Consider the following 20098-nt stretch of genomic DNA (forward strand, 5'->3'; position numbering starts at 1 on the left):
ATTATGCAAAGGTGAATTGGGTTATTTTTATCAGCTTTCTTTTCTTTACCAGCATCGTGGGCTTGGTGTCATGGTATAAGTCAAGAAAAAGCAAGCTCAACACCCTAAATGGTTTATTCCTGGCCGATCGCAGTCTGAGCTTTTTACTGGTAGGCGGAGGCTTGTTATTTACCAATATCAATACAGCCACCATTATAGGCGAAAACGAACTTACCTATACGCACAATATGTCGGTGATGGCCTGGGGAATGACCTCTGTACTGGCCATGTTATTGGTTTCTGAGTTTTTAATGCCCATGTATCTTAGACTGGGGATAGCCACCACACCCGATTACCTTACGGCCCGATACGGCCCTGGCATAGGAAAACTGGTTTCTTTTATTTTTTTAATCAGCTACATTATTAATCTATTGCCATCAGTACTGTACAGTGGGGCGGTCGCATTTAACGGGTTGTTTCATTTTTCGGAGATCTGGCACACAGATTACTGGACAACCATTTGGATCCTTATCTGGGTTATGGGGACTGTTGGTTGCCTTTACTCCTTATTAGGAGGATTAAAGGCTATTTCTATTTCGGATACTTTGCTTGGCCTGGGCATTTTTGCAGGCGGGCTTTTACTGCCTTTTTTTGGACTCAGGTATCTCGGGCAAGGCAGTATTATGCAGGGCTTACATATACTATTGAACACGCACAAAGAACATTTGAATAGTATAGGTTCCGCATCAGATCCTATCCCCTTTGGCACACTGTTTACCGGTATGCTATTGGTAAACTTATATTACTGGGGTACCGAACAATATATAGTTCAGCAGGTGCTGGCTTCAAAAAATCTTAAAAGCTGCCAGAAAGGGATTGCCGTTGCATGTTTGGGTAAGCTGATATCACCCTTGCTTTTAAATGTTCCCGGTTTAATTGCCGTACATATATTTACGCATCTGGACAATTCTGCCGAAGTATTTCCCAAGCTCGATAGTTTGGTGTCGCCGCCTTTTATAGCCGGATATATTGCCGCTATTATTTTTGGCGCTGCGCTTACTACTTTCAATGCGGGCCTTAACAGCTCAAGCACCCTGTTTATACTCAACATTTATAAACCATGGAAGGAAAAGTGCTCCCGGCAAACTACCGAGAAGGACATGATCAAAACAGCTAAAAGATTTGAAATCATCATCTGCTTAACTGCTATGCTCATTGCGCCATTTATCATTTTTGTAAAAAATGGCTTTTATACCTATGTACAAATTGTGAACGGTTTTTTTAATGTGCCCATTTTTACTATTATGTTTATGGGTTTTGTGACTAAAAGGGTGCCCGCACTTGCAGCCAAAATAGGTCTGGTATTTTTTATAGTAGCTTATGGCATTACGCAATTGGTAATCGACACCCATATTCATTTCCTGCACATTTTGGCCATACTATTTGTGATAACCTGCGGACTCATGTTTGTTATAGGTAAGCTTTACCCAATGCCTGTACCTTATCAGCAAAAGCTTAATAATGTGGTAGATATAAAACCCTGGAAGAACCGCCATATTTATACCGGTATACTATTACTTCTCATGATACTGATGTTTATTTTGTTTTCGCCGCTGATACTTGCAAAATAAGTTTGGACAATAAATAAAAATGTTTATTTTTATAAAATAGACCAGAATAGACCAGAATACATAATTTGAATATGAGTACGATTGTTTCTTTAGCACGCAGGATATTTATATCTGCAGCGGCACTTGGCACTGTTTCCTTTTCTGCCGCTATGGCTCAGGATAATGGTGTACAGTTTTCTTCATCTGATAAAAAAGTAGAACAGGCTTTTGCATGGGCAAAAGGTATGGCTTTGCATTATAAAGGTCATCCAAAAGACCCTGTGGGTTCATGGTATGAATCGGCCTTGCCCCCACGTGATGCATTTTGCATGCGTGACGTATCACATCAAAGTATTGGTGCCGAGATATTAGGTTTAAAACAGGAAAATCGCAACATGCTTACCTTGTTCGCAAGCAATATATCGGCATCAAAAAACTGGTGCTCCTACTGGGAGATCAATAAAACGGGGAAACCAGCTCCTGAGGATTACAGGAACGATCACGAGTTCTGGTATAACCTGCCTGCCAATTTTGATGTACTATATGCCAGCTGGCGGCTTTATTTATGGACGGGCGACAAGTACTATATCAATAACCCCGCTTTTGTACATTTTCAGGAAAAAACGGTAAACGATTATATAAACACCTGGGTACTATCAGCTGATTCTATGTTAACAAGACCCGCTCACCCCAATGCACCGGTTCCTTTTAATGAAAGCGATTCTTTCCATCGCTGCCGTGGCTTACCTTCATACTCTGAGGGGGTTGCCAATTTAAAAACTGGTGCTGATCTGATAGCGGCATTGTACAGGGGATTACTTACCTATTCGGCCATATTAGCAGAAAAAGGCAGGCTAAAAGAAGCAGCCTTATATAGTCTGAAAGCCGAAAAATACCGCCAACAACTGGAGGCCTACTGGTGGGACGAAAAAGATAAATTATACTATACTTACTACAGTAATGACAACCATTTTGGAAAAGATGAAGGCGAAACCTTTTTGCTTTGGTTTGATGCGTTGAAGGATAACAGCCGTGTAAATCAAACATTAGCCCACCTCAGTTCCAAAACCTGGAATGTGGAGAATACTTCATACTTACCACTTATATTTTATAATAAAGGCTTATGGGACAAGGCAAGGGATTACATCCTGTACCTGTCCAATGAAACTACGGCAAGGAGAGAATATCCGGAAGTTTCTTTTGGAGTGATAGAAGGTATTGTACAAGGACTGATGGGTATTACACCCGATGTACGCATGCATAGTATCAGCACTATTTATAAAACATCAGCGGCCGGTAACGCGACTATAAGTAACCTGCCATTGCTGAACACAGTGGTGGATGTGGCACATCTTAATGCTCGTCAATCATCATTGACCAACCATGGAAAGCAGCCATTAAAATGGAAGGCTTTGTTTTACGGTAGTTATCATCAGGCTTATACTAACCGTAAGCCTTTGGCTATCAAACAAGAAACAGATTCGCAGGGAAAGGTAATGTCCTTTACCGAAGTAACTGTTAAGCCCGGTCAACAAGTAAAAGTCAACGTGAAATAATAAAAGCATCCATCGCACCATACAAAAACATTTAATGAAATCTTGCTCACATAAACTCCTGTTCTCAGCATTAGCATTTCTTATACAGTGCACCTCATCCTACGCTCAAAAACAAGCTTTGCCGCCACAAGCTGACAGGTGGCTTTTACAACCTGATGGCAGCATCACCTGGAATATCAAAGACCGCTTGCCCCATGCAGACCATATAGAAATGTCGGGCGAGAAAGTATCGTTATGGGTTGCTTATAGTGTAGATTCTTCCAGGACTTGCCATGTTAGCCGTACCGTGGTTTTCCCAACTTTTCGTATGCTTCCTGATGATACACGCAGCCATATCGCTTATACATTTGATGATAATGCCTTACCGAGAATACGTATAAATGGCAGGCTATTACGTCCTGATGTTTCAGAAGGAAATATAAATGTACTGGCAAAAAGTATTAATCAACATGGCATTATGCGTATTATAGAACAGGCTGGCGATTCGAGATACGTTAAAATAGAACGTGCATTTTTTCCATCTGTAGATAAACCTCTGGCTATTGAAAAGTATACATTTACGAATACCAGTAATAAACCGGTCACTATATCTGTGGAGCATTTGAAACGGGAGGTGACTACCGATACCGTGAGGAGTAAAGGGGGCCCTCATACGGTTATTATGCAGTCTGTAAATGACGGCAGCCGGGTATTGCAACCAGAACAGATATATACATTTTCCGTTTGCTATCTGGCTACTAATCATCCTTCATCTCTGTTATCTGTTGACCCTCAATTTGAAGAAAAGGCGCGTGAAAACCGGATAGCTGAAATTGAGGCGCCTTTGCAGTTACAAACACCGGATAGTATCCTGAATACGATGTTTGCTTTTGCCAAGATCAGGGCTACAGAAAGCATTTTTAAAACTAAAGGTGGCTACATGCACGGACCTGGGGGCCTATCCTACTATGCCGCTATCTGGGCCAATGACCAGGCAGAATATATCAACCCCTATTTTGCCATTTCTGGCGACAGGATAGGAAATCTTTCTGCGATGAATGCTTACCGGTTGTTCGCTAAATATATGAATCCGGACTATAACGCCCTCCCAAGCTCCATTGTTGCCGAAGGGGATACGGTTTGGAAAGGTGCCGGCGACCGAGGTGATCAGGCCATGATAGCTTACGGTGCATCAAGATATGCCCTTACTTATGGAAATGCCGACTCTGCAAAAGTCCTGTGGCCACTCATCTCCTGGTGTTTGGAGTATAGTCGCAGGCATATCAATGCTCAAGGCGTTGTAGAATCACAAAGCGATGAATTGGAAGGCCGGTTTCCTTCGGGTAAAGCCAACCTTTCTACTAATTGCCTGTATTATGATGCATTGGTTTCAGCAACTTTACTTAGCAGGCAATTACAGTTACCCAAACAACAAACCGATCTGTACACGAAACAAGCGGAACAGCTTAAAGGAAATATTGAAAAATATTTTGGTGCTGATATAGCCGGATTCCATACTTACAAATATTACGAAACCAATGATGTGCTGCGTGCCTGGATCTGTATACCACTCACTATGGGTATATATGACCGGAGTAAAGGTACTATCAACGCGCTATTTTCGTCTCAGTTATGGACAGCCGATGGTTTAGCCACACAAGCTGGTAAAGAAACCTTCTGGGACCGTTCCACCTTGTATGCCCTCCGTGGTGTTTTGCAAGCAGGGGCAACAGAGCGGGCTATGACTTTTCTGCGTTATTATTCGCGCCGCCGGCTTTTAGGAGAACACGTACCCTACCCTGTTGAAGCTTATCCCGAGGGTAACCAAAGACATCTTTCTGCCGAAAGTGGTTTATACTGCCGGATATTTACAGAGGGGTTGTTTGGTATCAGACCTACAGGATTTCGTTCATTTGCTTTAAGTCCATGGTTGCCGAAAGGCTGGGATTTCATGAAGCTGAAAAATATTAAAGCTTTCGGCCGTTCCTTCGATATTACCGTAACACGGAAGGGTGTCAATGAAACGGTTACCGTTACACCTGTCGGAGGCAAACCCATTCAAAAAACATGGGCGGGAAAGACTCCAATGGAATTTAAGTTGTAATAATGGTAAGCAGATAGCTAAATTGCATAAATACCTTGCTTCAGCTTAAATACATTATGAAAAATTCCTTAAAGCAACAAACCAACGCTGCCCAGATAACTAAAGGATTCGCATATATAAACAAAGAACCCGGCATTGGCTTTTAATTTAAACATGGCGATCATCGTTCAAACAACATTACCCGAATCGAGGTGTAAACTAAACTTTCGAGTAAAAAATGTTCTATATAATTATTTTAATCAACAGTATTTTAAGCTAATACCGCTAAAACCACAGGGATTGAACCAGGCGATGATAACTAAATGTCATTAATTTCAATCCAGACAGGTGCATGGTCGCTGCTTTTTTCCCAGCCCCTGACTTCTTTGTCAACTCCACCCGACACAAGCCGGCCCCGGAGGTTAGGACTTAGCAGGAAATGGTCAATCCGCAACCCGGCGTTCCTGCCATAAGCATTGCGGAAGTAATCCCAAAAAGTATAAATTTGTTGATCAGGATGAAGTTTCCTGATCGCATCCTCCCAGCCCTGCTTTAAAAGCTTCTCAAAGGCAGAACGGACTTCAGGTCGAAACAGTGCATCATCCAGCCAGCGTTCAGGCTTATATACGTCTAACTCAGCCGGCATTACGTTAAAATCTCCGGCAAGTATCATGGGCACATCCTGTTTGATCTTCCTTGCAGCATGTTCCTGTAGCCGGTTGAACCAGGCCAATTTGTAATCAAATTTTGGGCCGGGTGCTGGATTGCCATTGGGAAGGTATAGACACGCAATAATGATACCACCAGCAACAGCTTCAATATATCTGCTATGCAGGTCGTCCTCATCGCCAGGCAAGCCACGGCTTAGTTCTTTGAAATCATCCAACCGCGATAATATGGCTACACCATTCCAGCTTTTTTGGCCATGCCATATGGCGTTATACCCAGCCTCTTTAATAGCTGCTTCCGGAAATTTTTCATTGGGGGCTTTTAGTTCCTGTAAGCAAACAATATCTGGCTGTGATTCCGCCAGCCAGCGAAGCAGTACCGGTAACCTGCCGTTGATGCCATTTACATTGTAAGTAGCTATTTTCATTGATGTTAGTTTGGTCCTAAATATACATCCACGCCGTAATAAAGTTTTACAATAACCGCTAAGCGCGCAAAACTTTGCCTTTTAATCCAGGAAACTGGGTAACCCGTCTTCCAGCAACTTTAAGGCAGCGTCTTAACACCCTCTATAATTGGTGAAGGTTGAAATAATAGTTTCAAGTGTTTCGTTTTTACAATATATTAGTGAACCCTAAAATTCCACTTGGAATTATCACTGTACATATCAAACTTGGAGAGTGTCGGTGTGCTGTCGCCAGAAGACACTAAAGCCAGCTGCTCCTTCGAGTTTGGGACCACCTTGGGCATAATCCTATAGGTTCCATCAGTCAACTGATCGATTCGCCATAATTGTTCCGGCGCGCCGGTAAACGTCGGAACTGTTATCAGTTCAGCATCGGCTGTTGCTGCTAATGCACGGTCTGTTCCTGCAATTGTTATCTTATAATATGGTCCGCCCAAATATCCACCCGCACCAGGAACTTGTGAAATTGTCCATTTTTGATGAGGGCGAAACATATAATCACTTGTCCGTAAGCCAATGTTTCCGGTTGGCCAGGTTTTAATCACATCTGCTAACTCCTGTGATGGCACTGGTTTTACCGGTTCGTCATTATTTCTGTTAAATCGCATTCCACCTGGCATTCTTATAAAATCAACATTCAATTGCAAGGCGTACCCTCTTCGCTCAGACTCAATCTCGTAAGTTCCATCTTTAAAGTTATCACCTGCAACAGGCCATCCATTTTTCCATAGTAACGGGCGGATGCCTAATACGCTACGCCCACTTTGGTCCAAATCAGCCTCGTAATGACAAGACATCTTCTCAACGCCGTCGGCAACTACTACACGTCCAAAATGTCCTGGCCCAATCAGCCTGTCGCCAGCTGCAACTACCATCTTACCACCTCCTTTCAACATACTTCTTCCGATGTTATCAATGTATGGCCCAGTTATCTTTCTGGAGCGGCCAACAACAATATTATAGGTTGAGTTTGGGCCATCACAGCATGTGCCGTGTGTTCCAAGCAAATAGTACCATCCATCCCGATATAGCAGATCTGTAGCTTCACAATCGATGGCTATATTTAATGCTTTATTACCTTCCACCCGCTTACCCGTTTTGGGGTCAAGTTCCACCAGTCGTATATACCCAAAATAGGTACCATAGGATAACCATAACCTGCCATCGGTGGGATCCAGAAGAAGCCCCGGATCTATCGCATCATTATCCTCAATACCATCAGATGAGGCAACTTTGACAGGATCTGAATATTTAAAATCCGGAGATTTTGGATCAAGCGACTTATTCCACATGCTAAGTATAGTTCCGTTATGACCGCCCGCCAGACCACCGCCAGTTGCACCATACACAATAAGATAGCGGTCTCCAATTTTTAAAACATCAGGAGCAGCTCCGCCGCCGGGCCTCACTCCACCTCCATTCCATGTCCAGCCATCTTCAGATATTAATCCGCCTCCAAATGTTCCAAATGTGTAAAACTTCCCATCACATGCTGCGATAGTTGAGGGATCATGTATAAATGGCTTACCAATCTGTGCTATCGTCTTTCCGGCTGACCACAATAAAAACAGGGTTATAGTGCTTATGACCTTTAATATTAATAATTTCATAATAAATAATTGCTGTTCAAATTCAACGTTAAATAAGATGATAAACTGACTTATTGCAGGCTGATGGTGAGACCTTTTATCGGATCCCCTTTTTCGTCAAGCAGACGAACGCAAAAGTCACTAAGGCCGGGACCGTTGATTACCGCTCCACGTATTATATTCTTCCCTTTATTGAGTGTTAGTCGGGTGGAGGCACAATCATCCATCACCATGCGCCTGTCGCCGTCCAGAATCACTGCTTCTTTTCCGTTTAGCCACCATATTGATCCCCCGTTTGACCCTACTGCCAATCTTACATTTTTTATTTCACGCGGACTGTTGATTATAGTTACCGCCCAAAACAAAACAGCATACGTCTGTTTTCTTAACCCATAGGCAAAACGAAATAATTTGACGTTGAAATCCGGACTTTCTAATGCATGCCATAACAACTCCTGCTCTCCAACTTTTACTTTTTCCCCATCCTTCGGAATAACCGTAAACTGGTTTGGAAAATAATTGGTTTCAAATTGTGTTTTCAGGTAATTCTCTGTGAAAACAAGATTGCTCCGTATTGATTTGTTAATGGGTTCTAAAAGTAACCACCGTTGAATAAACCCCTCAGTATTTGGTGTCTTTTTTGATGCGGTTGCCGGGACAAAGAATGGTGCCAGACTTCGCGTGGTATCATTTTCGGTTATAGGATCAATCTTGCCTGAAATAGCAGATTGTCCTTGTGATTCCAACCCGGCCAAAGTTAAAAAGGCCGCTGCCAGCAATACTACATTGCATTTAATATTCATAGTAGGTGCTTTGACTTAAACAATTTTGATAAATAACATATTGTCGAAAAAACAGGCCGCCTGCCGATGAGTTGTATGGAAATCATTCGCCAATGAGACATCAATCGCCTAATATCTTCAGATCTTAGTGGAGATCATCAGCAATAACAATAAAATATATTTCTCCAACTTTAAAAACGGCTGTAAACATTAATCCAAAACTATACTTTCAGAAAAGCACTTCATCACACTATTCAGCAATAAAAGTCAACATTTGTCAATACTGCCGTATAAAGGATATACTACGCCATGGAAATTCCTGATCAAAGATTATCGGGATGTAAAGCGACAAAAATAAATGGTGATAAATCATTTTAAGCACGAAGGACCAGGATATGGTGCCTAAATCAAAAAGATAACTTTGGATGCAAACCGTGATGCTTAAACTACCGGAAAAAGAAATGTTATTGAGGGGCTTCCTGAAACAAATGCAATGTGCTGTAGATGAAGCAGCCAACGCCATAGAATTAAAAAACTACAATCATTACAAACTACAGACCATAAAAAACGATCAATTTTGATCAGTCCTCACTCATCTTATTTAATTTATAATTAAACCAGGTGTCTCAGATGTTTATCAACAGCTTCAATCAATTGGGTCATTTCAAAAGGTTTGCTTAAGTAGGCATCGGCCCCGCAATCACGGGCAGTATCTTCCAGATTTGCCCATCCAGACATCAATACAACAGGGATATGACTGGTTAAGGGATGATTTTTGATAGATACACATAGCTCACTGCCAAAGCCATCTTTTAACCTGTTATCAACCAATACCAGGTCGGGCATGTGCAATATCACCCCTTTTATGGAATTTTTATCCAGCGAAGCAGCAGTATCATAACCCTCCTCACGCAGGATCAGTTGTATAGCTTCAGACAGATCGGCATCGTCCTCCACAATAAATATTTTCTTCTTCATAGGTTTATTAGTGTAGATAAACAAATTTACATAGTACACTATTAACAATCAATTACTAATTAAGTTATTTAAAAATAAAGAAATGATTTTGATACTGTTTTTACATTATTTCTTTTAATAACGCAAATAGACTTGTGCGTAAAACAATTTTCTTTAATTTCAATTTGAAAGTACTGACGACAAAACATAATTATCTGACACCCTATGAAGATAGTAACATATCCCGGACAACCATTTCCACTTGGCGCTACCTGGGATGGCGAAGGAGTTAACTTTACACTTTATTCTGAAAATGCTACCGGGGTCGATCTTTGCTTATTTAACGGTGTTCATGATGAGGTAGAATCGGCACAAATACCCATTACCGAGTATACCGAATTGACATGGCACATTTATATCCCCGGTTTAAAACCTGGCCAATTATATGGTTTCCGGGTATATGGACCCTATGAACCTAAGAACGGCCATCGTTTTAACCCCAATAAATTACTGGTTGACCCTTATGCGAAAGCCATTGCCGGAACCATTGACTGGAACGACGCCTTATTTGGATATGAAGTAGGCAGTCCGGAAGAAGATCTTAGTTTCAGCAAAACAAATAGCGCCGCTTTTATACCTAAATCTGTAGTAATCGACCATAATTTTGATTGGGAAGGTGATAAAAGCCCTGATATACCCTATTATAAATCGATAATATACGAGGCCCATGTAAAGGGGTTCACTAAATTGCATCCGGAGATACCTGAAAGCATCAGGGGCACATACGCGGCTATTGCGCACCCGGTAGCTATTACTTATTTGAAAGACCTGGGTATTACCGCCATTGAGTTAATGCCCGTACATGATTTCCTTTCAGACAGGCACCTTATTGACGAAGGTATCAGCAATTACTGGGGCTATAATACGATAGGTTTCTTTGCCCCCGATGCACGTTATGCTTCGTGCAGTGTGCTTGGCGAACAGGTTAAGGAATTTAAAAACATGGTTAAGGAGCTCCATAAGGCGGGCATCGAAGTTATTTTGGATGTAGTATATAACCATACGGGCGAGGGCAGCCATTTGGGCCCTACCTTATCCTTCAGGGGTATTGACAATGTATCTTACTATCGACTGGTTGATGACGATAAAAGGTATTACATGGACTATACCGGAACGGGAAATACGCTAAATGCCAATTTGCCCAATGTTTTGCGCTTAATGATGGATAGCCTCCGTTACTGGATAGAAGAAATGCACGTTGATGGTTTTCGCTTTGATCTGGCGGCTACTCTCGCCCGCGAACTTCATGAGGTGAACCGCCTAAGTGCCTTTTTTGACATCATACACCAGGACCCCACCATATCACGTGTGAAGCTGATAGCCGAACCATGGGATCTTGGTGAAGGTGGATACCAGGTGGGTAAATTCCCAGCCGGCTGGGCAGAGTGGAATGGTAAATACCGAGATTGTATCCGCGACTACTGGAGCGGCGCCGAAAGTACCCTGGCCGAATTTGCAAATCGCATCACCGGCAGCTCCGATCTGTACAAATCATACAGAAGGCCTACCGCCAGTATCAATTTTATTACGGCTCATGATGGCTTTACACTAACCGACCTGGTTTCATACAACGAAAAACATAATGAAGCCAATGGCGAAAACAATAAGGACGGAGAAAATCATAACCGCTCATGGAACTGTGGCGTGGAAGGTCCAACCACTGATGCCGTCATTAACAGCTTACGCGCTAAGCAAAAAAGGAATTTTTTAACAACGCTTTTTCTTTCGCAGGGTGTGCCGATGATTGTTGCCGGTGATGAAATGGGCCGAACCCAGCAAGGAAATAATAACGCATATTGCCAGGATAATGAAATTTCATGGATAAACTGGCAAAACATGGACAAGGATCTATATGCCTTTACCCGCAAACTCATTAATTTACGAAAAGAACATGCAGCATTTTCGCGTAAGAACTGGTTCAATGGGCAGCCGGTTCAAGGTAACGATATTGCTGATATAGCCTGGTTTTTGCCTGATGGTTCTGAAATGAATGAGGACAACTGGAGCCATGATTTTGCCAAATCTGTCGCCGTATTTTTAAACGGCTTGGGCTTGCATAGCGTTAACGCGGAAGGCGACAAAGTTGTGGATGACAGTTTTTACGTCATCTTTAACGCCCATGATGAACCATTGAGTTATAAACTGCCCCATGAAAAATACGCACTTGATTGGGAGCTCCTGATTGATACTGCCAACCCCGATAATAATGGAGCCGTCCGTATATTTAAAGCGGAAGATACTATTCAAATAGACGGCCGGTCGGTAGTATTACTTCAACATCAGCTAATTCATGATGCAGGAACAAAACAGCAATAGTCTTTAAATAATTTAACTTCCCTCGTTGTCTGTGTCCTCACAGACAACTTGCATGAACAAGAGAAAAGAAAATTGCCTGTGAGGACACAGGCAATGGAAAAAGGCCAAAAGGCCCGAATAATTTAAACACAAAAAAGCAGAATGGATATACTCCATTCTGCTAAATCACTCTAAAACAATCACCTCTTATTAAATAGGAAGTTTCTTTCAATAATCGGAGTATTAATTAAATACACTTCTGATTATTTGTACAAAACAAAGTTATCTATAATAAAATTCGTGATTGATCATTTACCTATATTTTGACTAATAACTGACAGTAAATCAGCCCCCATTAGTTAAGGATGACTTAATACATCAAGCCTTTTATAAAAATATCTATCAGCAATAATCTTTTGGTATGTATTTCATCCAGGTGTTCTTTACGCGGAAAGCTTACCTTCTTTTGTGATACCGCGCTAACTTTAATACCGTGTAATGCATCCAATAACAGATCAATAATTTCCTCTGGGTTTTCTACAGGTTTAATAGCCCCCCGTTCTATTTCGGTTTTTATGGCTCTGCTCAATAAATTCAGTTCCGCCAGGTGAACCTGCTCTACTATATCCCAAATCGTGTCCGGAAGGTTTTGTTCATTAAGTCTGAAAAAATCAAAGAAATTGTAATTGCTTACAATAAAGTCGTGATTGGTATTGATCTGAAAAACAAAAGCGTCTTTTAAATTAGCAAAAGTGTCAATATGGTCTTCCAGGTTTTTGATGTAATCATTGGCCAGTTTACGCATTACTGCCATGTACAACTGGCTTTTATCAGGAAAGTAGTAATAAAGCAAAGCCTTTGACATAGATAGGTCACCAGCAATTTCATTCATGGTTGTTTTTGAATAACCATAATGTAAAAACCGTTGATGAGAGGCATCTAATATTTTTTCCCGCTTTATATCCTGATGGTCATTGCCTGCAGCCATTTGATCTATAATTATATAAAACCCTAAGTCAGATCACATTCCTGACTTTTTTAACAAAACTATCAAAAATTCTATAAATATAAGTACCAGGGCCTGCCGCATGTGTTATTGCCAAAACAATTTTACATTCCAACTATTTTTAAGGTAGATTTTACAAACACATCTGCTACAAACATGGAAAATAAATTGCCGCCTGGTCTGCTTGATCTGTCACAACGTATCCCATCCTTAATATGGAATCTGGCCATTGCGATAATAGCCATTTTAGTGGGCCTTATTATAAAATTTATAGTTACCCGCCTGTTCAGACTGTATGCCAAGAAAGAAACCTCCTACTCATTCTTCAGATCGGTGATCATTAACCTTGGGCGGGCTATCACTTATTTCATTCCTCTTTTTCTGCTTAATTTGTTTATTCCCTTTATGCGGATGGATAAAGTTTACATAGCCCCGCTTGATAAAACCATAGAAATTTTGCTGACCATCTCCTTTGCCGGCATACTTGTTCGGTCGGTGAGGATATTAGAAGATTATATTTACCACACTTACGATCTAAATAAAGCTGATAATTTAAAAGAGCGGAAGATCCGCACGCAGATCCAGTTTATGCGTAAGCTGATAGTGGTGGTTATTGTTTTTGTGACGATAGCCATCATTCTGCTAAGTTTTGAGAGTATGCGTAAAATAGGCACAGGATTGTTAACCGGTGTTGGTATAGGGGGTATTATTGTGGGTTTTGCGGCTCAAAACTCTTTAGGCAATTTGCTGGCAGGTTTCCAGATCGCTTTTACACAACCTATACGTATTGATGATGTACTGGTAGTTGAAGGAGAATGGGGGCGCGTTGAAGAAATTACGCTTACTTATGTTGTTTTAAAAATATGGGATGAGCGCCGGCTTATTTTGCCCATTAACTACTTTATACAAAAACCTTTTCAAAACTGGACACGCACCTCTGCTGATATACTAGGTACGGTGTTTTTATATATGGACCATACCGTACCGATAGATGCCATCAGGGAAGAGTTTGAACGACTGATCGTAAAAACGCCTTTATGGGATAAAAGGGTAAAAGTAGTACAGGTAACTGACGTAAAAGAACAGGTTATCGAGATAAGGGTATTGATGAGTTCGCGCACATCATCTGATGCCTTTGACCTGCGTTGTTATATCCGCGAAAACCTCATTACTTTTATACAGCAAAACTATCCCGGCAGCCTGCCCAAAACCAGGAATGAGTTAGGCAATCTGGAAAAGTTTATACAACACCCAGACATTAAGCGCTCATAGATAAACCTACGCCAGAGCCAATAACCAGGGCATCTTCAATGGCCCCAACAATCGGATCGACAAGATGGCTGACCTTAACTACGCTTTTGCGCAAATAAAAACTGCCAAACGTTGAAACCAAAGCCGCTGAACCGCCGATAACAGCGCCAATAAAAGCGTTGTTACCAGTCGCCTTATAAATACTTGCACCTGCTAATGCTCCAGACAAGGAGCGCGCTAATACGCTAAAAGGTTTGATCCGGTTAGGTGTTACCGGTAATTTGTCAACTGCAAGTTCGCTAAGGGCCATCACTTTGAGCGTATTAGCTACCCCGGTTGATTGCATGAATTTAAAATTTGATTGTTCCAGGCTTTTTGATTGATGATGGCTTAATATATGACTGGCAATAACAGGCGCCGAAGAGGTACGCATACCTGCCAATGTACCCAAGCCTATTACCTGCCATAAAGGGTTTGATATTTTGAGTTTCATATGGTTAGCAATGATGTTTCCTGATAAACCAATTGAGCTGTAATTATGTTCTAATTAAAAAATATAAATCAATAAGAAATTTTTACTGTTATTATAGTATACCAATAAGCATAACTATGAAACTACGTGAAAACAATATGCTGGATGAACTTGGCGGCGCAATTGGTAAAGGTCTGCTGGCTGGTTTGGCAGCAACCGCTGCCATGACTCTGTCGCAAATGATCGAAATGAAGATCACCAAACGTAAGCCGAGTGAAGCCACACTCAAAGTTGCCGGCGAAGTGGCCGGGGTGAAACCGGTTGGCCAGAATGAAAAACAAAAAGTTTCTCAGGAGATCCACTGGTCGTACGGAACAATATGGGGAATATCGCGGGGCTTAATATCACTTACCGGTTTAAAGGGCCTGCCTGCAACTTTACTCCACTTTGGTGCGGTTTGGGGTACATCCATGATCATGCTGCCAAAATTTAAAGCCGCCCCTCCGGTTTATCAAGAAGATTTCAAAACCATTGCCATAGATGGCTTGCACCACGCGGTATATGCAACCACCGCGGGTATTGCTTATGACCTGCTTGACGCGGGTAGCAAACATGAAAGGAAATTTGATAAACTGGTTAAACGACTTCGCTTGCAAAGTCTCATCAGGCGATTTAAACGCTAACAAACCCATTGACAAAATATAAAAGCCGCGCTCTTTTCAGAACGCGGCTTTACCTGTTATATTTAATTAAACCGTTTCGGCTTCCAAAAGCTCTTTATGAGGCTCAACCGACTTTTTACCAAATAAATAGGCTTTCATATTATAACGGATGATGTACATACATGGCACCAATATCAGGGTAATAACTGTAGCGAATCCAAGTCCGAATATCATTGTCCACGCTAATGGGCCCCAGAAAGCTACGTTATCACCACCAAAGTGAATGTGAGGTGCAAAGTGAGTGAACATACCCACGAAGTCGATATTAAAGCCTACTGCCAATGGTATTAAACCTAATATGGCAGCAGTAGCTGTCAGTAATACCGGGGTCATACGGGTATGTCCTGCTTCTACCACGGCATCATGAAGGTTTGCACCCTGTTCAATCAGCATATCCGTAAACTCCACCAGCAATATACCATTACGTACTACCACACCCGCAAGAGCGATGATACCTACACCAGTCATTACAATAGACATAGTCATGCCAAAGATACTTACACCCAGCAGCACTCCAATAATACTAAAGAATATCTCACTAATGATAATAAATGTTTTACCTATAGAGTTAAACTGGATCATTAATATAATCAATATCAACCCAAATGAGGTAGCCAGAGCTCCCAACAGGAAATTCATCGCTTCCATCTGATCTTCCTGACCACCACCTTGCCTGATTATAACATTATCGGGTTTTTTAAAGTTGTTGATTGCCTGTAAAATATTCGCGTTAACCTCGTTAGCGTTAAACGGTTTAATTACGTTGGAGCCCAATGTAAGTACACGACGCTGTTGTTTACGTTTTATATTACTATAAGTGTTGGTATAACGAATATCGGTAAAGGCGGATATAGGCACCTGACGGATAGTTCCTCCCATAGCCAGATCGCGGTAAGTGAGTTTCATATTTTTCAACTCCTCTAAACTACTACGTTGACTCTCCAAAGCCCTTACCTGTATTTTATAATCATCTTCTTTTGTATTCCTGAAGTTACCGGCCGGTTTACCAAATATTGCCGTTTGCAAAGCATCGCTTATAGTATAAGTACTTACTCCCTCCCTGTTGGCCCGCTCGCGGTTAATATCAAACACAATCTCGGGCTTATCACTTTGCACATCGGCTATAAGGTTCTCAATACCTGCAATATTTTGTTTAGCAAGATAGCTTTTTAAACGGTTTCCGGTGGCAACAAGCGTATCCAGGTTATCACCAACAATCTCAATACTGATATCTTTCTGAACTGGAGGCCCACTATTTTCTTGCGCTACGGCAATCTTAGCGCCCGGTATACCCTGTACGGCCTTACGGATGTTGGCCAATACTACTTTAGTATCCTTGCCGTTACGCTTGCCAAATTCCACAAAGGCCACAGTAACCTTGCCTTTGTTTTCATAATCGCCCTGATCTTCGTCCTGCGGATCGGATACACCTTTAGTAACATTTGATATTACGGAAGACACGATGTCTTTATCAGGTGCAACTACTTCGGCTACGCGTTTCTCTATCTTTTTGGTAACCTCGTTGGTGTAAGCCTGATCTGTACCAATTGGCATAGTTATATAAACGTAGGCAAAATTTGGATCGCCCGATGGAAAGAATTCAACTTTAGGCGACCTGGCTATCATGAATACTATAGTTAAGAAAAACAATACAATAGTACCAAACAATATAATTACCGGCCTGCGAACCGCCTTTTCAAGTAAATCTGCATACCATCTCTGAAACTTTGGCCATGCGTTTTTCTGGAACCTGTCTATTACTCTTAATAAAAAGAAGTGGTTCAACAGATATAAAAGTATGGCAAGTACCAGGAAGTTACCCATACCCATTGTCCAGATACCTGCTAAGAACAGTGCATAGCTAAATATGGCTAATCCGGCCATAACACCCACGGTTATTGTGGTTTTCCTGTCAAACCTCGGGTTATCATGCTCGCCTTCATGATGCGGTTTCATAAAATCAACCGCGAATACCGGGTTAATAATATAAGCTACCACCAATGAAGCCAGCAAAGTTATGATCAGCGTAATGGGCAGGAAGAACATAAAATGTCCTATCAAACTATTCCAGAAAGCTAACGGAACAAATGGTGCCAATGTGGTCATGGTGCCCGAAAACACAGGAAGGAACACCTCACCTGCAGCCATTTTAGCCGCTTGTTTAATGGGCACTTTACCGTTAGCAAAAATACGGTGCGTATTTTCGATCACCACAATGGCATCATCCACAACAATACCCAATGCCAGCAGGAAGGAGAATAGCACGATCATGTTCAAGGTAAACCCAATGGCCGGCATTACCAAAAACGCAATAAAGCATGACAATGGTACAGAAAGCGCCACGAATACGGCATTGGTTGTCCCCATAAAGAACATCAGGATCACGGTCACCAATATAAAGCCAATGATGATGGTATTGATCAGGTCATTAAGCGTAGTACGCGTTTTGTCAGACTGATCACCTGTTACCACAATATCCAATCCTTTTGGAAATACCGTTTTTTGCTTTACTTTAATCAGGTCGTTGATCTTATCTGACGCTTCGATCAGGTTTTCTCCAGCTCTTTTGCTGACGTTAAGCGTAATTACGTTTTTAAAATTGGGATTGTCATTTGTTTTTAGGCGGGCGTAGCTTTCCTGTTCCAAAAACGAATCCTTTACATCGGCAATATCCCTTAGGTAAACAGCCTGGCCTTTAGGGTTACGAATAACCATAGCGGCTACTTCATCCGCATTCTTAAAATCCCTTTTAATATCTATGGCCCTTCGTACACCATCAGATTTAATGGTACCTGCAGACGTAAGAATATTTTCGTTACCCACCATCTGGGTGATATCGCTGAAACTGACTTGGGCGGCCGCCATCTTATTCAAATCAACATTAATCTGAATTTCAGGCGTTAATGCGCCTACTTCGTCAACTTTTGAAATCTCTTTATAGCTTTCAATTTCATCTTTTAAAACATCAGCATATTCTTTCAATTTCTTCAGATCATAATTACCAGAGATATTGATATATAAAATAGGCAAATCGGCAACGTTGATATCCGAAATAATGGATTCTTTTAGGTTCTGATCACCCTGTGGAAGGTCTTGTTTGGCTTTATCAACGGCATCCTTTACATCTATCTTGGCATCCTTAATATCAATATTGGCATTAAATTCTGCCGTGATCACCGAGGCGGTTTGAACAGAGTTTGATGTAACTTTTTTTAACCCTTTTAACGATTTTAGTTGTTTTTCTATTTGCCGCGTAACCAGATTCTCGATATTTTGCGGCGATTGTCCCAGGTAATTTGTGGTAATAAATACTTTTGACTGCGCTATATCCGGAAAATTTTCCTTCGGCAGATTATTATAGCTAATAAGCCCCAGCACGGTAACCAGGAATATGAGCACGTATATGGCCGTTTTGTTGTCAATGGCCCAACTTGAGGGCCCAAATTCTTTATTCAGATCTTTCATAATCAACAGATCAAACGTTTATAATTAATTAGCAGACTGTAATACCTTAATTTTGTCGCCATCCTCAATTTCGGTAGCGCCTTCGGTAACCAGCTCATCACCATCTTTTAATCCTGATAATATCTCGGTATTACCGCCATAGGTTGCTCCTGATTTTACATTCACTTTTTTGGCGATGCCATTTTGGTTTACAAATACATAATCACCAGTTTCTGATTTCAGGATAGCTTTAACCGGAACTACAATAGTGTTAGCTTTAGAGTAATTAGCTATCTGGATAATGGCCGTCATGTTTGGGCGCAAGCTTTTACGAACAGGTAATTTTATTTCCACGCCAAAACTACGCGAGGTTGGGTCAATAACCTTAGCAGCAAAAGTTACTTTAGTAACCAGGGAGTCATTGGCATCCGGCACTGATATTTTTACCTGATTGCCTGTATTTACGCTGCCTGCATAAGATTCGGGCACATCGGCCTTCACTTTTAAAACATCTGCGTTCACCACACGGATACCTGTTTGGCCCGGTGAAGCAGCCTGACCCAATTTGAGATCCATCTGATCAACAGTTCCGTTAATAGGAGATACAATGCGGTATTGGCTTGCCTGCTGTTTTAAAGCCGCCAATGCTTTTTTACTACTCTGCAGTGTTGTTTGCGCTTGTAAAAATTGTACCTCAGTGCCTATTTTTTGATCCCAAAGATTTTTTTGACGATTGAACAATGTTTGGTTCAAATCAACCTGGGCCGCGCTTTGAGCTATGTTTTGTCTCAATACATTATCATCCAACTGGGCCAGTGTTTGTCCCTTGCTTACATGCTGCCCAACTTTTACGTATATAGCGGTAATAACAGCCGAGGCTTGCGGATAAGCTGTTACATTGTCCTGGGCGTCAATCTTACCTTGTATTTGTACATAATTGGTAAACTGAGCAGGCTTTATAGCAATTGTACTTACATCAGTAGTTTTAGATGAGTCTTTTGAACCAACTTCGGCCTGTAACTTGACAATCTTTAAATTCAGATCAGCCTGTTGTTTTTTCAAGTCGGCCAACTCTGCCGATTTATCTTTAGGTTTATTAGAGCAAGCTGCCAAAAAAATGAAAGCCGGTATGTATAATAATATTCTTTTCATGTCTTTTTTATATAGTTGGTTTAGTA

At 41.4% G+C, this 20098-nt stretch carries 16 protein-coding genes; 7 read left to right on the forward strand and 9 right to left on the reverse strand.

All coding sequences use genetic code 11. From position 1 onward, the window contains the following. The first annotated feature begins 11 nt into the window (after nt 1-11). The 3 genes from ACNURT_RS16475 (at nt 12) to ACNURT_RS16485 (ending at nt 5228) form a co-directional block, all read left to right on the forward strand. Complete coding sequence (locus ACNURT_RS16475) at nt 12-1610, forward strand: solute:sodium symporter family transporter (RefSeq protein ID WP_419698627.1); 1599 nt, start codon at nt 12-14, stop codon at nt 1608-1610. A 71-nt stretch (nt 1611-1681) separates the two neighbouring features. Then, nucleotides 1682-3145, forward strand: coding sequence for a hypothetical protein (locus tag ACNURT_RS16480; RefSeq protein WP_419698628.1), 1464 nt, complete (start codon nt 1682-1684; stop codon nt 3143-3145). A 34-nt stretch (nt 3146-3179) separates the two neighbouring features. After that, nucleotides 3180-5228 (forward strand): hypothetical protein, encoded by a 2049-nt coding sequence (locus ACNURT_RS16485; protein ID WP_419698629.1) that lies wholly within the window; start codon nt 3180-3182, stop codon nt 5226-5228. Between the two features lie 68 nt (nt 5229-5296). On the opposite strand, the gene ACNURT_RS16490 is transcribed toward ACNURT_RS16485, so the two are convergent. The 4 genes from ACNURT_RS16490 to ACNURT_RS16505 form a co-directional block, all read right to left on the reverse strand. Continuing rightward, entirely contained in the window at nt 5297-5392 is a 96-nt protein-coding gene (locus ACNURT_RS16490) for a DUF5690 family protein (protein ID WP_419698630.1), read from the reverse strand. Between the two features lie 134 nt (nt 5393-5526). Further along, nucleotides 5527-6303, reverse strand: a complete 777-nt coding sequence (gene xth / locus ACNURT_RS16495) for an exodeoxyribonuclease III (protein WP_419698631.1) — start codon at nt 6301-6303, stop codon at nt 5527-5529. Between the two features lie 197 nt (nt 6304-6500). Next, nucleotides 6501-7952 carry a family 43 glycosylhydrolase gene (locus ACNURT_RS16500; RefSeq protein WP_419698632.1) on the reverse strand — a complete coding sequence of 484 codons (1452 nt, stop codon included), beginning with the start codon at nt 7950-7952 and terminating at the stop codon, nt 6501-6503. Between the two features lie 50 nt (nt 7953-8002). Continuing rightward, complete coding sequence (locus ACNURT_RS16505) at nt 8003-8734, reverse strand: hypothetical protein (protein WP_419698633.1); 732 nt, start codon at nt 8732-8734, stop codon at nt 8003-8005. Between the two features lie 413 nt (nt 8735-9147). Here ACNURT_RS16505 and ACNURT_RS16510 point away from each other — a divergent pair, with 413 nt between their 5' ends. Next, nucleotides 9148-9294 carry a hypothetical protein gene (locus tag ACNURT_RS16510; protein ID WP_419698634.1) on the forward strand — a complete coding sequence of 49 codons (147 nt, stop codon included), beginning with the start codon at nt 9148-9150 and terminating at the stop codon, nt 9292-9294. Nucleotides 9295-9325: 31 nt separating this feature from the next. Here ACNURT_RS16510 and ACNURT_RS16515 read toward each other — a convergent pair whose 3' ends face one another. Then, entirely contained in the window at nt 9326-9691 is a 366-nt protein-coding gene (locus ACNURT_RS16515; protein ID WP_419698635.1) for a response regulator transcription factor, read from the reverse strand. Between the two features lie 204 nt (nt 9692-9895). On the opposite strand from ACNURT_RS16515, the gene glgX reads away from it, so the two are divergent. Beyond that, complete coding sequence (gene glgX / locus ACNURT_RS16520; RefSeq protein ID WP_419698636.1) at nt 9896-12046, forward strand: glycogen debranching protein GlgX; 2151 nt, start codon at nt 9896-9898, stop codon at nt 12044-12046. Between the two features lie 349 nt (nt 12047-12395). On the opposite strand, the gene ACNURT_RS16525 is transcribed toward glgX, so the two are convergent. Next, the gene (locus ACNURT_RS16525; RefSeq protein ID WP_419698637.1) at nt 12396-13013 is read right to left on the reverse strand and encodes a TetR/AcrR family transcriptional regulator; all 618 of its coding nucleotides are present in this window, start codon (nt 13011-13013) and stop codon (nt 12396-12398) included. Between the two features lie 174 nt (nt 13014-13187). Between ACNURT_RS16525 and ACNURT_RS16530 the strand changes: the two genes are divergently transcribed. Further along, on the forward strand, nt 13188-14303 hold the full coding sequence (locus ACNURT_RS16530) for a mechanosensitive ion channel family protein (protein ID WP_419698638.1): 1116 nt from the start codon (nt 13188-13190) through the stop codon (nt 14301-14303). Here the strand turns inward: ACNURT_RS16530 and ACNURT_RS16535 are convergent. Then, nucleotides 14290-14775 (reverse strand): DUF4126 family protein, encoded by a 486-nt coding sequence (locus tag ACNURT_RS16535; protein ID WP_419698639.1) that lies wholly within the window; start codon nt 14773-14775, stop codon nt 14290-14292. The two genes, ACNURT_RS16530 and ACNURT_RS16535, sit on opposite strands and share 14 nt — an antisense overlap. Nucleotides 14776-14891: 116 nt before the next feature. Between ACNURT_RS16535 and ACNURT_RS16540 the strand changes: the two genes are divergently transcribed. Beyond that, complete coding sequence (locus ACNURT_RS16540; protein ID WP_419698640.1) at nt 14892-15437, forward strand: hypothetical protein; 546 nt, start codon at nt 14892-14894, stop codon at nt 15435-15437. Nucleotides 15438-15503: 66 nt separating this feature from the next. On the opposite strand, the gene ACNURT_RS16545 is transcribed toward ACNURT_RS16540, so the two are convergent. Further along, on the reverse strand, nt 15504-18941 hold the full coding sequence (locus ACNURT_RS16545; protein WP_419698641.1) for an efflux RND transporter permease subunit: 3438 nt from the start codon (nt 18939-18941) through the stop codon (nt 15504-15506). Between the two features lie 24 nt (nt 18942-18965). Beyond that, entirely contained in the window at nt 18966-20072 is a 1107-nt protein-coding gene (locus ACNURT_RS16550; protein WP_419698642.1) for an efflux RND transporter periplasmic adaptor subunit, read from the reverse strand. Nucleotides 20073-20098: the final 26 nt, after the last annotated feature.

This window comes from Mucilaginibacter sp. NFX135 (assembly GCF_048565145.1).
GTDB lineage: Bacteria > Bacteroidota > Bacteroidia > Sphingobacteriales > Sphingobacteriaceae > Mucilaginibacter.